This is a genomic window from Aminobacter sp. P9b, assembly GCF_045345995.1.
Classification (GTDB): domain Bacteria; phylum Pseudomonadota; class Alphaproteobacteria; order Rhizobiales; family Rhizobiaceae; genus Aminobacter; species Aminobacter niigataensis.
Map to the genome: position 1 here is coordinate 3,728,180 of NZ_CP150082.1, position 15,008 is coordinate 3,743,187.

At 62.5% G+C, this 15,008-nt stretch carries 18 protein-coding genes; 7 read left to right on the forward strand and 11 right to left on the reverse strand.

Annotation, left to right across the window (positions count from 1 at the left end; translation table 11 throughout):
* Nucleotides 1-63: 63 nt before the first annotated feature.
* The 4 genes from WHT83_RS18370 to WHT83_RS18385 form a co-directional block, all read right to left on the reverse strand.
* Entirely contained in the window at nucleotides 64-411 is a 348-nt protein-coding gene (locus tag WHT83_RS18370; RefSeq protein WP_406871988.1) for a VOC family protein, read from the reverse strand.
* Nucleotides 412-479: 68 nt separating this feature from the next.
* Nucleotides 480-1,277, reverse strand: coding sequence for a xanthine dehydrogenase family protein subunit M (locus WHT83_RS18375; protein WP_318761417.1), 798 nt, complete (start codon nucleotides 1,275-1,277; stop codon nucleotides 480-482).
* Between the two features lie 120 nt (nucleotides 1,278-1,397).
* Entirely contained in the window at nucleotides 1,398-3,749 is a 2,352-nt protein-coding gene (locus WHT83_RS18380; RefSeq protein ID WP_406871989.1) for a xanthine dehydrogenase family protein molybdopterin-binding subunit, read from the reverse strand.
* A 127-nt stretch (nucleotides 3,750-3,876) separates the two neighbouring features.
* Nucleotides 3,877-4,377, reverse strand: a complete 501-nt coding sequence (locus tag WHT83_RS18385) for a (2Fe-2S)-binding protein (RefSeq protein ID WP_406871990.1) — start codon at nucleotides 4,375-4,377, stop codon at nucleotides 3,877-3,879.
* Between the two features lie 273 nt (nucleotides 4,378-4,650).
* Between WHT83_RS18385 and WHT83_RS18390 the strand changes: the two genes are divergently transcribed.
* Nucleotides 4,651-5,349, forward strand: a complete 699-nt coding sequence (locus WHT83_RS18390; RefSeq protein ID WP_406871991.1) for a fumarylacetoacetate hydrolase family protein — start codon at nucleotides 4,651-4,653, stop codon at nucleotides 5,347-5,349.
* 11 nt (nucleotides 5,350-5,360) lie between these two features.
* Here WHT83_RS18390 and WHT83_RS18395 read toward each other — a convergent pair whose 3' ends face one another.
* From WHT83_RS18395 to WHT83_RS18415, 5 genes are all read right to left on the reverse strand, one after another.
* On the reverse strand, nucleotides 5,361-5,864 hold the full coding sequence (locus WHT83_RS18395; RefSeq protein ID WP_406871992.1) for a MaoC family dehydratase: 504 nt from the start codon (nucleotides 5,862-5,864) through the stop codon (nucleotides 5,361-5,363).
* Between the two features lie 69 nt (nucleotides 5,865-5,933).
* Nucleotides 5,934-7,442, reverse strand: a complete 1,509-nt coding sequence (locus WHT83_RS18400) for a helicase HerA domain-containing protein (protein ID WP_406871993.1) — start codon at nucleotides 7,440-7,442, stop codon at nucleotides 5,934-5,936.
* A 225-nt stretch (nucleotides 7,443-7,667) separates the two neighbouring features.
* Nucleotides 7,668-8,099 (reverse strand): phasin family protein, encoded by a 432-nt coding sequence (locus tag WHT83_RS18405; protein ID WP_108607869.1) that lies wholly within the window; start codon nucleotides 8,097-8,099, stop codon nucleotides 7,668-7,670.
* Between the two features lie 71 nt (nucleotides 8,100-8,170).
* Nucleotides 8,171-9,478 carry a DUF445 domain-containing protein gene (locus tag WHT83_RS18410; protein ID WP_406871994.1) on the reverse strand — a complete coding sequence of 436 codons (1,308 nt, stop codon included), beginning with the start codon at nucleotides 9,476-9,478 and terminating at the stop codon, nucleotides 8,171-8,173.
* 72 nt (nucleotides 9,479-9,550) lie between these two features.
* On the reverse strand, nucleotides 9,551-10,123 hold the full coding sequence (locus WHT83_RS18415; RefSeq protein WP_108607868.1) for a GNAT family N-acetyltransferase: 573 nt from the start codon (nucleotides 10,121-10,123) through the stop codon (nucleotides 9,551-9,553).
* 244 nt (nucleotides 10,124-10,367) lie between these two features.
* On the opposite strand from WHT83_RS18415, the gene rirA reads away from it, so the two are divergent.
* Together rirA and WHT83_RS18425 are read left to right on the forward strand one after the other, a co-directional pair.
* Complete coding sequence (gene rirA, locus WHT83_RS18420; RefSeq protein ID WP_108607867.1) at nucleotides 10,368-10,829, forward strand: iron-responsive transcriptional regulator RirA; 462 nt, start codon at nucleotides 10,368-10,370, stop codon at nucleotides 10,827-10,829.
* A gap of 84 nt (nucleotides 10,830-10,913) precedes the next feature.
* Entirely contained in the window at nucleotides 10,914-11,468 is a 555-nt protein-coding gene (locus WHT83_RS18425) for an alpha/beta hydrolase (RefSeq protein WP_183262345.1), read from the forward strand.
* Nucleotides 11,469-11,478: 10 nt separating this feature from the next.
* Here WHT83_RS18425 and WHT83_RS18430 read toward each other — a convergent pair whose 3' ends face one another.
* Together WHT83_RS18430 and WHT83_RS18435 are read right to left on the reverse strand one after the other, a co-directional pair.
* Nucleotides 11,479-12,249 carry an HpcH/HpaI aldolase/citrate lyase family protein gene (locus WHT83_RS18430; protein WP_108607866.1) on the reverse strand — a complete coding sequence of 257 codons (771 nt, stop codon included), beginning with the start codon at nucleotides 12,247-12,249 and terminating at the stop codon, nucleotides 11,479-11,481.
* 105 nt (nucleotides 12,250-12,354) lie between these two features.
* Complete coding sequence (locus tag WHT83_RS18435) at nucleotides 12,355-12,675, reverse strand: DUF1476 domain-containing protein (protein ID WP_108607865.1); 321 nt, start codon at nucleotides 12,673-12,675, stop codon at nucleotides 12,355-12,357.
* Nucleotides 12,676-12,961: 286 nt separating this feature from the next.
* On the opposite strand from WHT83_RS18435, the gene purC reads away from it, so the two are divergent.
* From purC to purQ, 4 genes are all read left to right on the forward strand, one after another.
* The gene (gene purC, locus WHT83_RS18440; protein ID WP_108607864.1) at nucleotides 12,962-13,729 is read left to right on the forward strand and encodes a phosphoribosylaminoimidazolesuccinocarboxamide synthase; all 768 of its coding nucleotides are present in this window, start codon (nucleotides 12,962-12,964) and stop codon (nucleotides 13,727-13,729) included.
* Nucleotides 13,730-13,800: 71 nt separating this feature from the next.
* Entirely contained in the window at nucleotides 13,801-14,043 is a 243-nt protein-coding gene (purS, locus tag WHT83_RS18445) for a phosphoribosylformylglycinamidine synthase subunit PurS (RefSeq protein ID WP_108609867.1), read from the forward strand.
* 19 nt (nucleotides 14,044-14,062) lie between these two features.
* Nucleotides 14,063-14,317, forward strand: a complete 255-nt coding sequence (locus WHT83_RS18450) for a hypothetical protein (RefSeq protein ID WP_108607863.1) — start codon at nucleotides 14,063-14,065, stop codon at nucleotides 14,315-14,317.
* Nucleotides 14,314-14,988, forward strand: coding sequence for a phosphoribosylformylglycinamidine synthase subunit PurQ (gene purQ, locus WHT83_RS18455; protein ID WP_108607862.1), 675 nt, complete (start codon nucleotides 14,314-14,316; stop codon nucleotides 14,986-14,988). The genes WHT83_RS18450 and purQ overlap by 4 nt, the downstream gene beginning before the upstream one ends.
* The last annotated feature ends 20 nt before the right edge of the window (nucleotides 14,989-15,008 follow it).

The window sequence follows — 15,008 nt, forward strand, 5'->3', positions numbered from 1 at the left end:
AGCTCGGCGCGCAGACTTCTAACCTCTATCTGCCTCCAGCGCCCACAGACTTTCGCCGAAGGCTCAGTGGGAAAGGATATTGATCACATTGCCGAATGGGTCACGCATGTAAAAGCGCCGCACGCCCCAGGGCTCGTTGACGAGCTCATAGACGATCTCGCAGCCCGCCGCCTTGGCCCGCCGATAGACCGCATCCACATCGTCGACCTCGATCGACAGGGCCGGCACCGGCGTTCCCGAACCGCCCTCGCTGGCAACGCTGAGCTGTGGCGACATCGCACCGCCCGTTGCGAATGTCAGCATCCAGCCGTGATCCATGACAACATCAAGGCCCAGCAGATCGCCATAAAATGCCCGAGCCGCATTGGGGTCGGATGCGTACAGATTTGCGACAATACGTCGAACGGTCACGTCGGCTCCTCTCTGGCAGCATATGGAAAAGGGGCCCGAAGGCCCCTTCCCATAATCATGCAGCTCGTTCAGGCATTGGCCGCCATGACCGCACGCTTGGCCATCACCACCACCAGATTGGCGCGGTATTCCGGAGAAGCATGCAAGTCGGCCATCAGGTTCTTCGACGGCACCGAAACGCCCTCGAGCGCGGAAGCCTCGAACTTCTTGGTCAGCGCCGCCTCGACCTCCTTGGAGCGGAACACGCCGTCATCGCCTGCCCCGGTTACCGCAGCCCGCACGCCCTCCTTGCCCTTGGTCACGAACACACCGGTCATGGCGTAACGTGACGCAGGGTTCGGGAACTTGGCGTAGCCGGCCTTGGCCGGTGCGGAGAAGGTGACGGCGGTGACAATTTCGTCATCCTTGAGCGCGGTTTCGAACAAGCCCTTGAAGAACTTGTCGGCCGCAAGCTGGCGCTTGTTGGTGACGATGGTCGCCCCAAGCGCCAGGAGAGCCGAGGGATAGTCGGCCGCCGGATCGTTGTTGGCGACAGAACCGCCGATCGTGCCGCGGTGCCTCACCGCCGGATCGCCGATGTGGCTGGCAAGCGCGCACAGCGCCGGACAGACCTTCATCAGCTTCTCGTCATTGGCGACGTCGAAATGCGTCGTTGCAGCACCTATGGTGACGGTCTTGCCCGAGACCTTGATACCCTTGAGGTCGGCAATGTGGTTCAGGTCGACCAGGTCGGACGGGGCCGCGAGGCGGGTCTTCATCGCCGGGATCAGCGTCATGCCGCCCGACAGGTACTTGGCGTCACCGGTCTTGATCTTCTTGACAGCGTCCGCGACCGAGGTGGCGCGATGATAGTTGACGGAATACATTTATCTTTCTCCCTTCGGGGAAAGAGCGAACAGGGAGTAGCGAATAGCGAGCAGGTTTCTTTCCCGGCGCTGTCGCTCTCTCTTCCCTATTCGCTACTCCCTATTCCCTATTCGCTTGTCTCAGTGCTTCGAACCACTGCGCAACGCCGCCCAGACTTTCTGGGGCGTCGCCGGCATGGTCAGGTTTTCGTGGCCGAGCGCGTCGGTGATGGCGTTGATGACCGCCGGCGGCGACCCGATGGCGCCGGCCTCGCCACAGCCCTTGATGCCGAGCGGATTGCCTGGGCACGGCGTGTTCGACGTCGATATCTGGAACGACGGCAGGTCGTCGGCGCGCGGCATGGTGTAATCCATGTAGCTTGCCGTCAAAAGCTGCCCGCTGCCGTCATAGATGGCCCCTTCGAGCAGCGCCTGGCCGACGCCCTGCGCGATGCCGCCATGCACCTGCCCCTCGACGATCATCGGGTTGATGATGTTGCCGAAGTCGTCGGCTGCCACGAACTGCACGATGTCGGTCTTTCCGGTCTCCGGATCGATCTCGACCTCGCAGATGTAGCAGCCGGCGGGGAAGGTGAAGTTCGACGGATCGTAGAACGCCGTTTCCTTCAGTCCCGGCTCCATGCCTTGCGGCAGGTTGTGCGCGGTATACGCAGCGAGCGCCATCTGGAACCACGGCACGTTCTTGTCGGTGCCGGCAACCTTGAGCTGACCGTTTTCGATGACGATGTCGCCCTCGTCGGCCTCGAGCAGATGTGCGGCGATCTTCTTGGCCTTGGCCTCGACCTTGTCGAGCGCCTTGACGATCGCCGACATGCCGACAGCACCCGAGCGCGAGCCATAGGTGCCCATGCCCATCTGCACCTTGTCGGTGTCGCCGTGCACGATCGACACGCTGTCGAGCGGCACGCCAAAGCGCGAGTTGACCAGTTGGGCGAAGGTCGTCTCGTGGCCCTGGCCATGGCTGTGCGAGCCGGTCAGCACCTCGATGGTCCCGACAGCGTTGACCCGCACCTCGGCGGATTCCCACAGGCCGACACCGGCGCCGAGCGACCCCACCGCCGCCGACGGCGCGATGCCGCAAGCCTCGATGTAGCAGCTCATGCCGATGCCGCGCAGCTTGCCCTTCTTGGCTGCCGCCGCCTTGCGCTTGGCGAAGCCGGCATAGTCGGCCTGCTTCATCGCCGCATCGAGCGAGGTGCCGTAGTCGCCCGCGTCATAGCACATGATGACAGGCGTCTGGTGCGGGAAGGCGGTGACAAAGTTCGAGCGCCGGAGTTCAGCCGGTGAGACACCCAACTCACGCGCGGCGATCTCCATCGTGCGTTCGAGCACGTAGGTAGCTTCGGGCCGCCCTGCTCCGCGATAGGCATCCACCGGTGCGGTGTTGGTGTAGACCGTGCGCACATTGCCGTAGATCGCCGGGATGTTGTACTGGCCTGACAAAAGCGTCGCGTACAGGTAGGTCGGTGTCGCCGAAGAGAACAGCGACATGTAGGCGCCGAGATTGGCGATCGTGTCGACCTTGAGCCCGACGATCTTGTTGTTCTTGTCGAAGCCCATCTCGACGGTGGTGTGATGGTCGCGGCCATGGGCGTCGGTGAGGAAGCTTTCGGTGCGGTCGGCCACCCACTTGACCGGCACGCCGGTCTTCTTGGACGCCCACAGGCAGACGATCTCCTCGGGATAAATATAAATCTTGGAACCGAAACCGCCGCCGACATCAGGTGCGATGACGCGCAGCTTGTTCTCCGGCGCGACATTGTAGAACGCGCTCATCACCAGGCGAGCGACATGCGGGTTCTGCGACGTGGTCCAGCAGGTATAGTGATCCTCGGCCTTGTCGTAGTGGCCAAGGGCTGCACGCGGCTCCATCGCATTGGGAACCAGGCGATTGTTGACGATATTGACGCGTGTGATATGCGCCGCCGTCTTGAGCGCGGCGTCAGTTGCCGCGGCGTCGCCGATGCCCCAGTCGAAGATCAGGTTGCCGTCCGCCTCGGGATGGAGCTGTGGTGCACCCTTGCCCAGCGCCTCGACGGCGTCAGACACCGCCTTGCGCTCCTTGTAGGTGATCTCGACAGCTTCCGCCGCATCGCGCGCCTGGCCCTTGGTCTCGGCAACGACGATGACGACCGCGTCGCCGACATAGCGCACACGATCGACCGCCAGCGGTGACCATGCGCCCATTTTCATTGGCGAGCCGTCCTTTGAGTGGATCATCCAGCCGCAGATCAGGTTGCCGATGCCGTCAGCCTTGAGCTGCTTGCCGGTCAGCACGCCGATGACGCCCGGCATGGCTTCGGCCGCCTTGACGTCGATCTTCTTGATGTCGGCGTGGGCGTGCGGGCTGCGCACGAATGCCGCGTGCTTCATGCCGGGCACGACCATGTCGTCGACGTAGCGCCCCGCGCCGGTGATGAACCTTTTGTCTTCCTTGCGCGCGACACGCGCGCCAATGCCTTCGATTCCCATCTGAATTCCTCCCGAATTTCAAAAAGCGAATAGCGAATAGTGAGTAGTGGTTGGCGATTTGAGCAGTGCGCTTAAGCGGCGGGATATCCCTATTCGCTATTCGCTACTCCCTATTCGCCCCCCTTCCTCACGCAGCCTTCTTCGCCTTGCTCTTCGATGCCTTCGACATCGTCTTCGAAGCGGCGAGGATCGCCTTGACGATGTTGTGGTAGCCGGTGCAGCGGCAGATGTTGCCTTCGAGTTCCGCGCGCACGGTGGCTTCGTCGAGCCCTTCGGGATGCCGGCGGATCATGTCGGTCGCGGTCATGATCATGCCCGGCGTGCAGAAGCCGCATTGCAGGCCATGATATTCCTTGAAAGCGGCCTGGACAGGATGCAGGTCAGCGCCGTTGGCGAGCCCTTCGATGGTTGTGACGGTCGACCCGGAGGCCTGCGCTGCAAGCATGGTGCAGGATTTCATTGCCTTGCCGTCGATATGGACGACGCAGGCGCCGCATTGCGACGTGTCGCACCCCACATGGGTGCCGGTCAGACCCAGATGCTCGCGCAGGAAATGGACAAGAAGCGTGCGGTCCTCCACCGCGCCGCTGACCTTTCGGCCATTGACGACCAAAGATACCTCCGACATGAAACCTCCCACTGTTGCCGCGACCGGCCAGGCAGACCCCGCCCTGTCAGGTGAGCAAATCCTATCCCCGCAAATCAAGGCTGCAAGCGACTTTTTGGGTCCAGACACGCAATGCGTGCAGGCCAGCGAAGAAAATGAAGATTGTTTGGCACCGGCATGACTTGCGGCGTCTTGCGCAAACCAGCAACGGCAGGCGTCGCGGATGTCGATTGGAAGTGGAATGCACGGTTGGATCATGCCAAAAGCCTGCATCACATTGACAGGAGGCTGCCCGTGGCCACTTTCGCATTCGCTCCGTCCGCGCCAGCTTCGGTTGCGATCTCCGGATCGTCCGAGCGCTTTCCGGTCCGGCGCATCTTCTGCGTCGGTCGCAACTACGCAGCGCATGCACGCGAAATGGGCAACGACCCGGAGCGCGAGCCGCCCTTCTTCTTCGGCAAGCCCGCCGACGCCGTGGTTGATTCCGGCGTCACGATCCCCTATCCGCCGCTCACCAACGACCTGCACCATGAGATCGAACTGGTGGTCGCCGTCGGTCGCGGCGCCTCCAACATCAATGCAGCTGAGGCGTTGGATCACGTCTGGGGCTACGGCACTGGCATCGATTTCACCCGCCGCGACCTGCAGGACACGGCCAAGAAGCTCAGCCGCCCCTGGGACTGGGCCAAGGGTTTCGACCGCTCGGCGCCTTGCGGACCGCTTGTCCGTGCATCCGAGATCGGGCACCCCGCGAAGGGGCGCATCTGGCTCGCCGTCAATGGCGAGACCAGACAGCAGGGCGACCTCGCCGACATGATCTGGTCGGTTCCCGAGATCGTTGCCATCTGCAGCCAGGCGATGGAACTGAAGGCAGGCGACCTGATCTTCACTGGTACGCCGGCAGGCGTCGGCGCGGTCAGGCCCGGCGACCGCATCACCGGTGGCGTCGATGATGTCGGCGAAATCGCAATTTCACTTGGCGCGGCGCAGTAGCAGGCGAAGGCTCAGGCCGTGGCCTTCTTGCGCCGCTCGTAGAGCATGATCAGCGTCTCGGCGACAAGCGCCGGCTTGGCCTCGCCCTCGATCTCGATGGTGTTCTCGCCCTTGAGCAGATATTGTCCGGGGCCCTTGTCTTCCATCGATATCAGCACCGAGCGCATGCGCACCCGCGAGCCGACCTTCACCGGTGTCACGAAGCGGACCCTGTCGAGACCGTAGTTGAAGGCAGCCTGGGTGTTTACCGGAATGACGCCCATGTCCTGGATGAACGCCCCGATCATGGACAGCGTCAGGAAACCATGGGCGATTGTCGAGCGAAACGGGCTCTGGCGCCGGGCGCGCTCGGGGTCGACATGGATCCATTGGCGATCGCCTGTGGATTCAGCAAAGCCGTCGATACGGCCCTGATCGACGACCATCCAGTCGGAAACGCCGAGTTCCTGCCCGATCTTCTCGCGCAGCTCCTCGTAGGTTTCGATTGGTTTCGACACGCTTCCTCTCCCCAGCATTAGGCAACATTTTGCCTGTGGGGACCATGTACGGGGCGCCTTTGTCAACCTCTGGCAGGTGCACCGAGGCTACTCGGCCGCCTCGCGCTCGGCAACGTCGTCTATCCGCTCGGGATCGCCCAGGGCCGTTTCGCAGCCAAGCTCAGGGAAAGCCACTGAGCGCTTGCCGTGGAAGTCGGTGCGCACGACAACCAGCCCCTGCTCCTCGAAATAGGTAAGCAGGCGCCGCGCCCGACGCGCCGAATGGCTGCCATAAGCGTGCGCGATGGCCGCATCCGAGGGGCAAGGCGCGCCCTTCACCGCCGCCTGCGCGACGATCAGGAACACCGCCTGCAGGTCCTCAGGCAGTGCGGCGGACATGCCGAGCGCCTGCTGCCAGGTATCGCTCGATGCGGTCTCGTCGTCGATGCCCGACCGCGCCACCGCATAGCGGCGACGGAAGATCGACAATGCGGGTGCCTCCCCCTGCATGCGCTTGATGCGGCAGCGAACCAGGAAGTCCTGGTAGAGCACGGCGTCGGTGCGGAAAGCCGCATCCGGGTCCTCCACCATCTCGCGCACGATGGTGTCGATCAGCGCCTCACGCTCGGCTTCGTCGAACAGCGGGAATATCGGCTCGGCCACCGGCGCCGATGCCTCGGCGCGCACCTGGGAAAGCTGGGCGATGATGTCGGCCGTCGGTGTCGGCGTTGGCGGCACCGGACGCCGCACCGGGTGACGCGCCTCCAGCGGAGCGGGTGCGAAAATGAGCTCGCGGGTATCATCGCTGGCATCCGGCAGCGGCATCAACTTGGGGCTGACCGAACGCGCCGACGTTTCGACGGGACCGATGGCTACCGGCAGCGGCCGGCGCGACATCGCCGGTCCGAGCGCAACGAAATTGCCCCGCGCCAGGTCGCGGAACATCTCTGCTTGCCGGCGCTCCATGCCGAGAAGATCGGCGGCGCGCGCCATGTCAATGTCGAGGAAGGTGCGGCCCATCAGGAAGTTGGACGCCTCGGCGGCAACGTTCTTGGCGAGCTTGGCAAGGCGCTGCGTCGCGATGACACCGGCCAGCCCGCGCTTGCGGCCGCGGCACATCAGGTTGGTCATCGCGCCGAGCGAGATCTTGCGCGCCTCGTCCGACACCTCGCCGGCCACCGCCGGCGCGAACAGTTGGGCTTCGTCGACGACAACGAGCACGGGGTACCAGAAGTCGCGCTCGGCATCGAACATGCCGTTCAGGAACGCGGCCGCGCCGCGCATCTGCTGCTCGACGTCGAGGCCCTCGAGATTGAGCACAACGGAAACGCGATGCTGGCGGATACGGCCGGCGATGCGGGTAAGCTCAGCTTCGGTGCGCTGGGCGTCGACGACGACATGGCCGAAGCGATCGGCAAGGGTGACGAAATCGCCTTCGGGATCGATGACGCATTGCTGCACCCAGGGCGCGCTCTGTTCGAGCAGGCGGCGCAGGAGATGCGACTTCCCCGAGCCCGAATTGCCTTGAACCAGCAATCGGGTCGCCAGCAGCTCTTCGAGATCAAGTTGAGCCTTCGCCCCGCCGGACGCCGCCCCCATCTCGATGCCTACCTTCATCCTTTTCCCCGGTCGAATCCTGACGCACCAGCCCGGGCATCAAATCTGATTCCCGGCAGGCACAATACGCAGATTCAATGCGTTAAGACGCAATTGTGCATCCAGACGGACGCACCGCGTTCCAATGGTGATCTGCCTTCCTTAGCATCCGAGGCCTGGCAATGCGCGGCCCGTCTTGCGAAACCCACAACAGAGGTGGGCTGCCGATGCGTCAGCCTGGAAAAGCTACTTCTTCTTGTCGTAGCTGTCGCGGATTTCCTGCATCGATTCGCGGATGCGCTCGCGCAGGACCTCGACCGATTCCGACCCCGACTTGCGCACGATATCGGCAACCTCGCCGGCATTCTTGAGCGCTGCCTCGAACGATCGCCTGGCGAAATCGGCCTGCTTGCTGAGCATCTCCTGCGGATTGCCCGGCATACGCAATCCCTGCGCGGCCTCGGTCACCTCCTGCAACGCGCTCTGGATCATTTCGCGCTGCTTGGCTACCAGCGACGAAGCCCCCGAGGCACTCGCCTTCACCGATTTTTCCAGCGCCTCGAGATTCTTGCGGTGATGGCTGACGATGTCGTCGACATCGACCGCGGGCATCTTCAGATCGCGGCCGAACTTCGAAAACATGTCCATGAAGGATTCCGGTTCCGGTTTCTTGGCCATGGCTCGCTCCCATTTGGCTCCGGGCCTTCCCGGAGGTCGCAAGTGTCAGAATAGAGAAGCCACGGGCATGGTCAATTCGCCACCAGGAGCAGTTCAGCACAATAGAGCACAAGGCCCGCAAGGCCGCCGATCAGCATGCCGTTGAAACGGATATACTGCAGGTCCCGGCCGATGTTGATCTCCATCAGCCGGGTCAGCTGGCCAAGGTCCCAGCGCTTGACCTGTTCGGCAATGAAGCTGGAGACGCCGCTCTTCTGGCTCTCGACGAAGGAGGCAAGCGCGACCACGAAACCGGCATTCATGTCGGCACGGATCTGCGGATCGCGCGCCAGATTCTGCCCAACCTCGACGAACAGGTTGGTCAGGTGCTTTCGCGTCATCGAATCCGGCGATGCGACATCCTGCTCGATGAAGCCGCGCATGCTCTTCCAGACGTCGTGGGCCAGCCCGCGCAGTTCGGGACGGGCAAGGAAATTGCGCTTCACCTGTTCGGCGCGCTTGGCATAGTCGGGCGAATGGCGAAGTTGATCGATGAAGCCGTGGATGAAGCGGTCGAACTCGCCGCGCAGCGGATGGTCGGGATCGGCCCTGACCTCTTCCAGCAGTGTGGCTGCGGACGAGACGATGCGCTTGAGCAGATAGGCATCGGCGCGGAACAGGTTGAAGACGGACGGCAGTTCCTCCCTGATCTTTTCGCGCAGCACGGCCAGCGCCTGCTCGTCGCTCAAGAAATTGCCGATGATTTTGGTGAACTCGTCCAAAAGGCGTTGATGCCGGCGATCGTCGGTGAATGCCGACAGCAACTCGGCTGCCAACGGCGCCACCTCGATCTTGCCGAGGCGATCGAGCATGCGGCGCGTGGCGAACTCGCGCAGGCCGGATCCTTCGATCGCCTGCAGCATCTGCGGCACCAGCCGGCCGACGAAGCGCGACAACGCTTCCGCTCGGCTGCGGTCCGACAGCCAGTCGGCGACGAGCGCAGCAAAATCCACTTCCTTCAGCTTCTGCCGCACGGGCTCGGGCGCCAGAAAGTTGGTCTCGATGAAGCGGCCGAGATTTTCGGCGATCCGGTTCTGGTTGGAGGGAATAATGGCCGTGTGCGGTATCGGCAGTCCTAGCGGCCGTTTGAACAGGGCGACGACGGCGTACCAGTCCGCCAGGCCGCCTATGGTGGCGGCCTCGGCGAAGGCGGCGACAAAGCCAAGCCAGGGCCAGCGTCCTTGCAGCGACTTTGCGATCGCGAACACGCAAACGCACACGACCAGGGCGGCAGTCGCTAGAAACTTGGTCCTGCGCAGCGCTGCCAGCTTTTCGGCATCGACGGCACTGGCGGAAGGTGTCATGCCGGCCGGAAGGGCCTGGCTTTGCGGTGAGGACATCGGTCGCCTTCCCTGTTCATCACAGGAACTATATCGGCGACGGCTTTCGCCGCTTCAATTCGAAAAGCTGAATTAGGCGGCGATGGCCTTGCCGACGTTGCGCCGTCCGAAATCGGCCGGGGCGAAAAATCCCAAATCAGGATCGGCCGCTCCGTTCGCGTCGAGTTCTATGATGCCGTTGGTCTCGCCCTGTGCGAAGCTCAGCTTGGCGTTGAAGCGCCGGGCCAGGGCCTTCATCGCCGAATTGTTGGCGTGCGTGGTCACCTGCAGCCGCGTATAGGCGAGCCCCTTCGCCTGGGCGATGATCCGCCGGAACAGGCGGCCGCCGATTCCTCTGTGCTGCAACTGGCGCTCGACACTGAAGGCGATCTCCGCCGTCGGCTCGCGCTCCTCGGGGCGTTCATGCAGTTCGGCAGCGCCCAGAACCTTGTCGCCCTCGACATAGGCAATGACAGTCACGCCGTCGTGGAAACTGCGCTCGGCATATGACCGGAGAAAACCGTCGTCGGTCAGGCCATTGAAGCGGTCGCGCCGGCTCTGGGCGTCCAGTCTCAGGAGATGTTCGGCAAATCGGGGCAGATCGGATGGCCTGAGCTGGCGGATGATCCCCGTCAGCGGCCGTTGGGCATGTTTGATCTGTTCCATGTCGTAGTCCTCTTGGGTTCCTCCCCAGAGTCTTCGACTCCCGACGCCACCAATATTGTGCAACGCAGCAACAACTTCAACCCGTGAGCCCGATCAGGAATGCAGGGCTGGCTTGCGCCAGATGCGGGACCGCAGCGCGGTTTCTTGATATATCTTGTCCAGATTCTTGAGATCGCTTGTCTGGAATTGTTCTAAGGTGTAGGCCATATAAGAAGCCCGTCCGCGCCACAGCGAGGAATCACCAATGCGCCTTACCCGCCAAACCAACTACGCCATGCGCATCCTGATGTATTGCGCGGCCAATGAGGGCCGACTGAGCCGGGTTCCCGAGATCGCCGCTGCCTACACGGTGTCGGAGCTGTTCCTGTTCAAGATCCTGCAGCCGCTGGTCGAGGCCAAGCTGGTGCAAACCGTCCGTGGCCGCAATGGCGGCGTGCGACTGGCCAAGCCTGCCGATCAGATTTCGCTGTTCGACGTGGTACGTGTCACCGAAGAGAGCTTTGCCATGGCGGAATGCTTCGAGACCGACGCGGCCGAATGCCCGCTGGTCGACAGCTGCGGGCTCAATTCTGCGCTTCGTGAGGCGCTGAATGCGTTTTTCGAGGTCCTGGCCCGCTACACGATCGCCGATCTGGTCGCCGCACGTCCCAACATGCGCGATCTGCTCGGCATCCATTTTCCCGAGCCGCACGCGCTGGCCGGCTAGCGCGAGACCGGTATCGCAATCTTCCGGCCGCGAAGGTGGTTCGGAGTGGTTGCACCGGCGCAGCCGGATCGCTACATGCGCGGCATGAAAGTCAAGGACGCCGAAATCATCATCGTCCCCGGATACACCAATTCCGGGCCCACCCACTGGCAGAGCCGTTGGGAGGAAAAACTGTCGACCGCGCGCCGCGTCGAGCAGGACGAGTGGTCGAAGCCGCTACGTGAGGACTGGACGGCAAAGGTCATCGAGGCCGTGAACGCGGCCGAGCGGCCGGTGGTGCTGATTGCCCACTCGCTCGGCATACCGACTGCGATCCACGCCATTCCGGGGTTCACGAAACGTGTTGCCGGTGGGTTCTTTGTTGCCCCGCCCGATGTTTCCAACCCAGCCATCAAGCCGAAACACATGATGACCTTCGGCCCCTACCCGCGCGATCCGCTGCCGTTTCCCTCGGTGGTGATCGCCAGCCGCAACGATCCCTACTGCGCACTCGATGTCGCGGAAGACATCGCGGCCGCCTGGGGGTCGATGTTCGTCGATGCCGGCGAATCCGGTCACATCAATTCGGATTCCGGCCACGGGCCGTGGCCGGAGGGATCGATGGTATTCGCCCAGTTCCTGTCGCGCCTGGAAGGCTGACGACCAGTCGTCAGCCAAGCGATTTCCTGAGATCGGCCAGCAGGCCGGCGGCGCCGGTCGAGATCAGCTGGTGCTCCGAGCCGGTGGCGAGCAGCTGGAAGCCCATATCGACGAAGCGCCCGGCGATCTTCGGATCGGTGACATAGATGCCGGCATGCTTGCCGGCGGCCCGCGTGCGCTTGGCGACTTCAGCCACCGTTTCCATCATGCCTTCGAGCGTCCCGTTGATCGTCTCGCCGTTGGTCCAGGCGATGGAAAAGTCGCCGGGCCCGACAAAAATGCCGTCGATACCGGGAGTCGACAGGATGTCATCGAGAGCTGCGACCGCGGCATGCGTCTCGACCATCGCAAAAGAGACGGTGCGGGCGTTGCTCTCCCTGAGCCACTTGGCAGGGTCCTTGCTGCCCTGGCGGGGCGCAGCGAAGGTCGGCCCCCAGGAACGCTCGCCCAACGGCGGATATTTCATCGCGGCAGCGAAGCGTTGCGCGTCCTCCACCGAATTGACCATCGGCGCGATGACGGCCTCTGCGCCGAAGTCGAGCGCACGGCTAGCCATATCGAAGCGACCGACCGGAACCCGGACGATTGCATGCTTGTTTGCGCGAAGAACCGGAGCCAACGAGCGCAACACGCTGTCTTCGTTGTGGCCGCCATGTTGCATGTCGAGGGTGACGGCATCAAACCCTTGCCCGGCAAGTATTTCGACGGTCAACGCATCGGGCACGCCCGACCAGGCGGTGATGATGGTCTCGTTGGCGTTCAGTCTCTCGGCAAGCGACATTTTTTCTCTCCTGATCGGGCGTCATTTCACCCGGAAGCGACCGAAGTCGCAAACAAAAACCGCCCGGAATCCGGGCGGTTCGTTGGCCCAGCGACACTGGGAAAATCAGGTATTCTTGATCTGCTCGATCGCCTGGGCCATCAGTTCGTCCATGGTGCGGCGGATCTGATGGTCGGACTGGTCAACGCCAGCAGCATCGAAGTCGGCACGGACCTTGCGGAACACGTCATGATCGCCGGCTTCCTCGATGTCGGAAACGACGACTTCCTTCGCATAGGCCTCTGCATCGGCGCCCGATTTGCCAAGCTTTTCAGCCGCCCAGAGACCGAGCGCCTTGTTGCGCCGCGCATTCGCCTTGAAACGCAGCTCTTCGTCAAAGACGAATTTGCGCTCAAAACCTTCTTCGCGGTCCTTCATGTTGCTCATGGCAATCCTCCAGGGAGTGGGAAATCGATTCGACTTCCGGTGCATATGATATCGACTTCCTCAAACCAAAAGCCCGCCGCCCGGTCAATATCTCTCTTTTGCTCTGTTTGCGTGTGCGGTGCGGCATTTCCGTACCAAAAGGAGTTGATTGGCGGGAAATGATGATTGAGCAATGTGTCCGATTAAGATAGAGACCGGCCTTGAAACCCACAGCCGCCGCGGCTTTGCGGCGTGAGAAAGGGACCGGTAGCTTGCCGTCCACCCTTCCAACCAGAGAATCATTCAAATGAAGAATCGCCGCCGCATTTACGAAGGCAAGGCCAAGATCCTTTATGAAGGCCCCGAGCCGGGCACCCTGATCCAGTTTTTCAAGGACGACGCCACCGCCTTCAACAAGAAGAAGCATGAGGTCGTCGACGGCAAGGGTGTGCTCAACAACCGCATTTCCGAGCACATCTTCAACCATCTGAACCGGATGGGCATTCCGACCCACTTCATCCGCCGGCTCAACATGCGCGAGCAGCTGATCAAGGAAGTCGAGATCATCCCGCTCGAGGTCGTGGTGCGCAACGTCGCCGCCGGCTCGCTGGCCAAGCGCCTCGGCATCGAAGAAGGCACCGTGCTGCCGCGCTCGATCATCGAGTTCTACTACAAGGCCGACGCGCTCGACGACCCGATGGTCTCGGAAGAGCATATCACCGCGTTCGGATGGGCAAGCCCGCAGGAAATCGATGACATCATGGCACTCGCCATCCGCGTCAACGACTTCCTCTCCGGCCTGTTCATGGGTGTCGGCATCCAGCTCGTCGATTTCAAGATCGAATGCGGCCGCCTGTTCGAGGGCGACATGATGCGCATCGTGGTTGCCGACGAGATTTCGCCGGACAGCTGCCGCCTGTGGGACGTCGCCACCCAGGACAAGCTCGACAAGGACCGTTTCCGCCGCGATATGGGCGGACTGGTCGAGGCTTACCAGGAAGTGGCACGCCGCCTCGGCATCATGAACGAAAACGAGACCCCGCGCCCGACCGGCCCGGTCCTCGTCAAGCACTGAAGCATCAACCACGGGCGCGAGTAACTTCGCGCCCGAAAGTTTTCCAATTTCGACCCCGGAGTGAAATGCCCGTGATCAAGGCCCGCGTCACCGTCACCCTCAAGAACGGCGTGCTCGACCCGCAAGGCAAGGCGATCGAACATGCGCTCGACGGCCTCGGCTTCGGCGGTGTCGGCTCGGTGCGCCAGGGCAAGGTCTTCGACGTCGAGATAGAAGGCGCAGACAAGGCCAAAGCGGAAGCTGACCTCAATGCCATGTGCGAGAAGCTTCTGGCGAACACGGTGATTGAGAATTATAGTGTGACGCTTATCTGAGGTTGCATCGGAGGGTGTAGTGGCAGAAGTCACCAACGACCTGGTGTACGAACTGCTGAAGCGGATGAATCACGACCTGTCCGAACTTCGCCAGGATGTGTCCGAGGTCAAAAGGGAACTGAATGTCATTCGCGGCCACATGGTCGGGATTCAGAGTGACATCCACAATATCTACGGTGTTCTCGCGCGCCACGACGAGCGGCTCGAGCGCATCGAGCGTCGCCTAGAATTGCGTGAACTTGCCGAACCCCAGAGGCCTTACGAACCGAAATGAAATCAGCTGTCGTCCTCCTCCCTGGCCTGAACCGCGATCGCGACATGATCGCGGCGCTGACCAAGATTTCGGGCAAGGCGCCCGTCACCGTCTGGCAGACGGACACCGAGATTCCCGAAGTCGACCTGATCGCCATTCCCGGTGGCTTCTCCTTCGGCGACTACCTGCGCTGCGGGGCGATTGCTGCTCGCATGCCGGTGCTGCGCGCGGTGGCCGAGAAGGCCGCCAAGGGCGTGCAGGTCGTGGGCGTCTGCAACGGCTTCCAGATCCTGGTCGAGGCCGGCCTGCTGCCCGGCGCCTTGATGCGCAACACGTCGCTCAAGTTCGTCTGCCGCGAGGTCAAGCTCGAGATCGCCAACGCCAACACGGCCTTCACCCGCAACTATTCGGCCGGCCAGGTCATCCGCTGCCCGGTGGCGCACCACGACGGCAACTATTTCGCCGATCCGGATACGCTGAAGCGCATCGAAGGCGAAGGCCAGGTGGTTTTCCGCTACGCCGAGGGCACCAACCCGAACGGTTCGGTCAACGACATCGCCGGCATCATCAATGACAAGGGCAACGTGCTCGGCTTGATGCCACATCCGGAAAACCTGATCGAGGCAGCACATGGCGGCGAAGACGGCCGCGCCTTGTTCGAAAGTGCGCTCGGCCTTTCCAAGGCGGCCTGAGCGGCAAACGTCCGGCATTC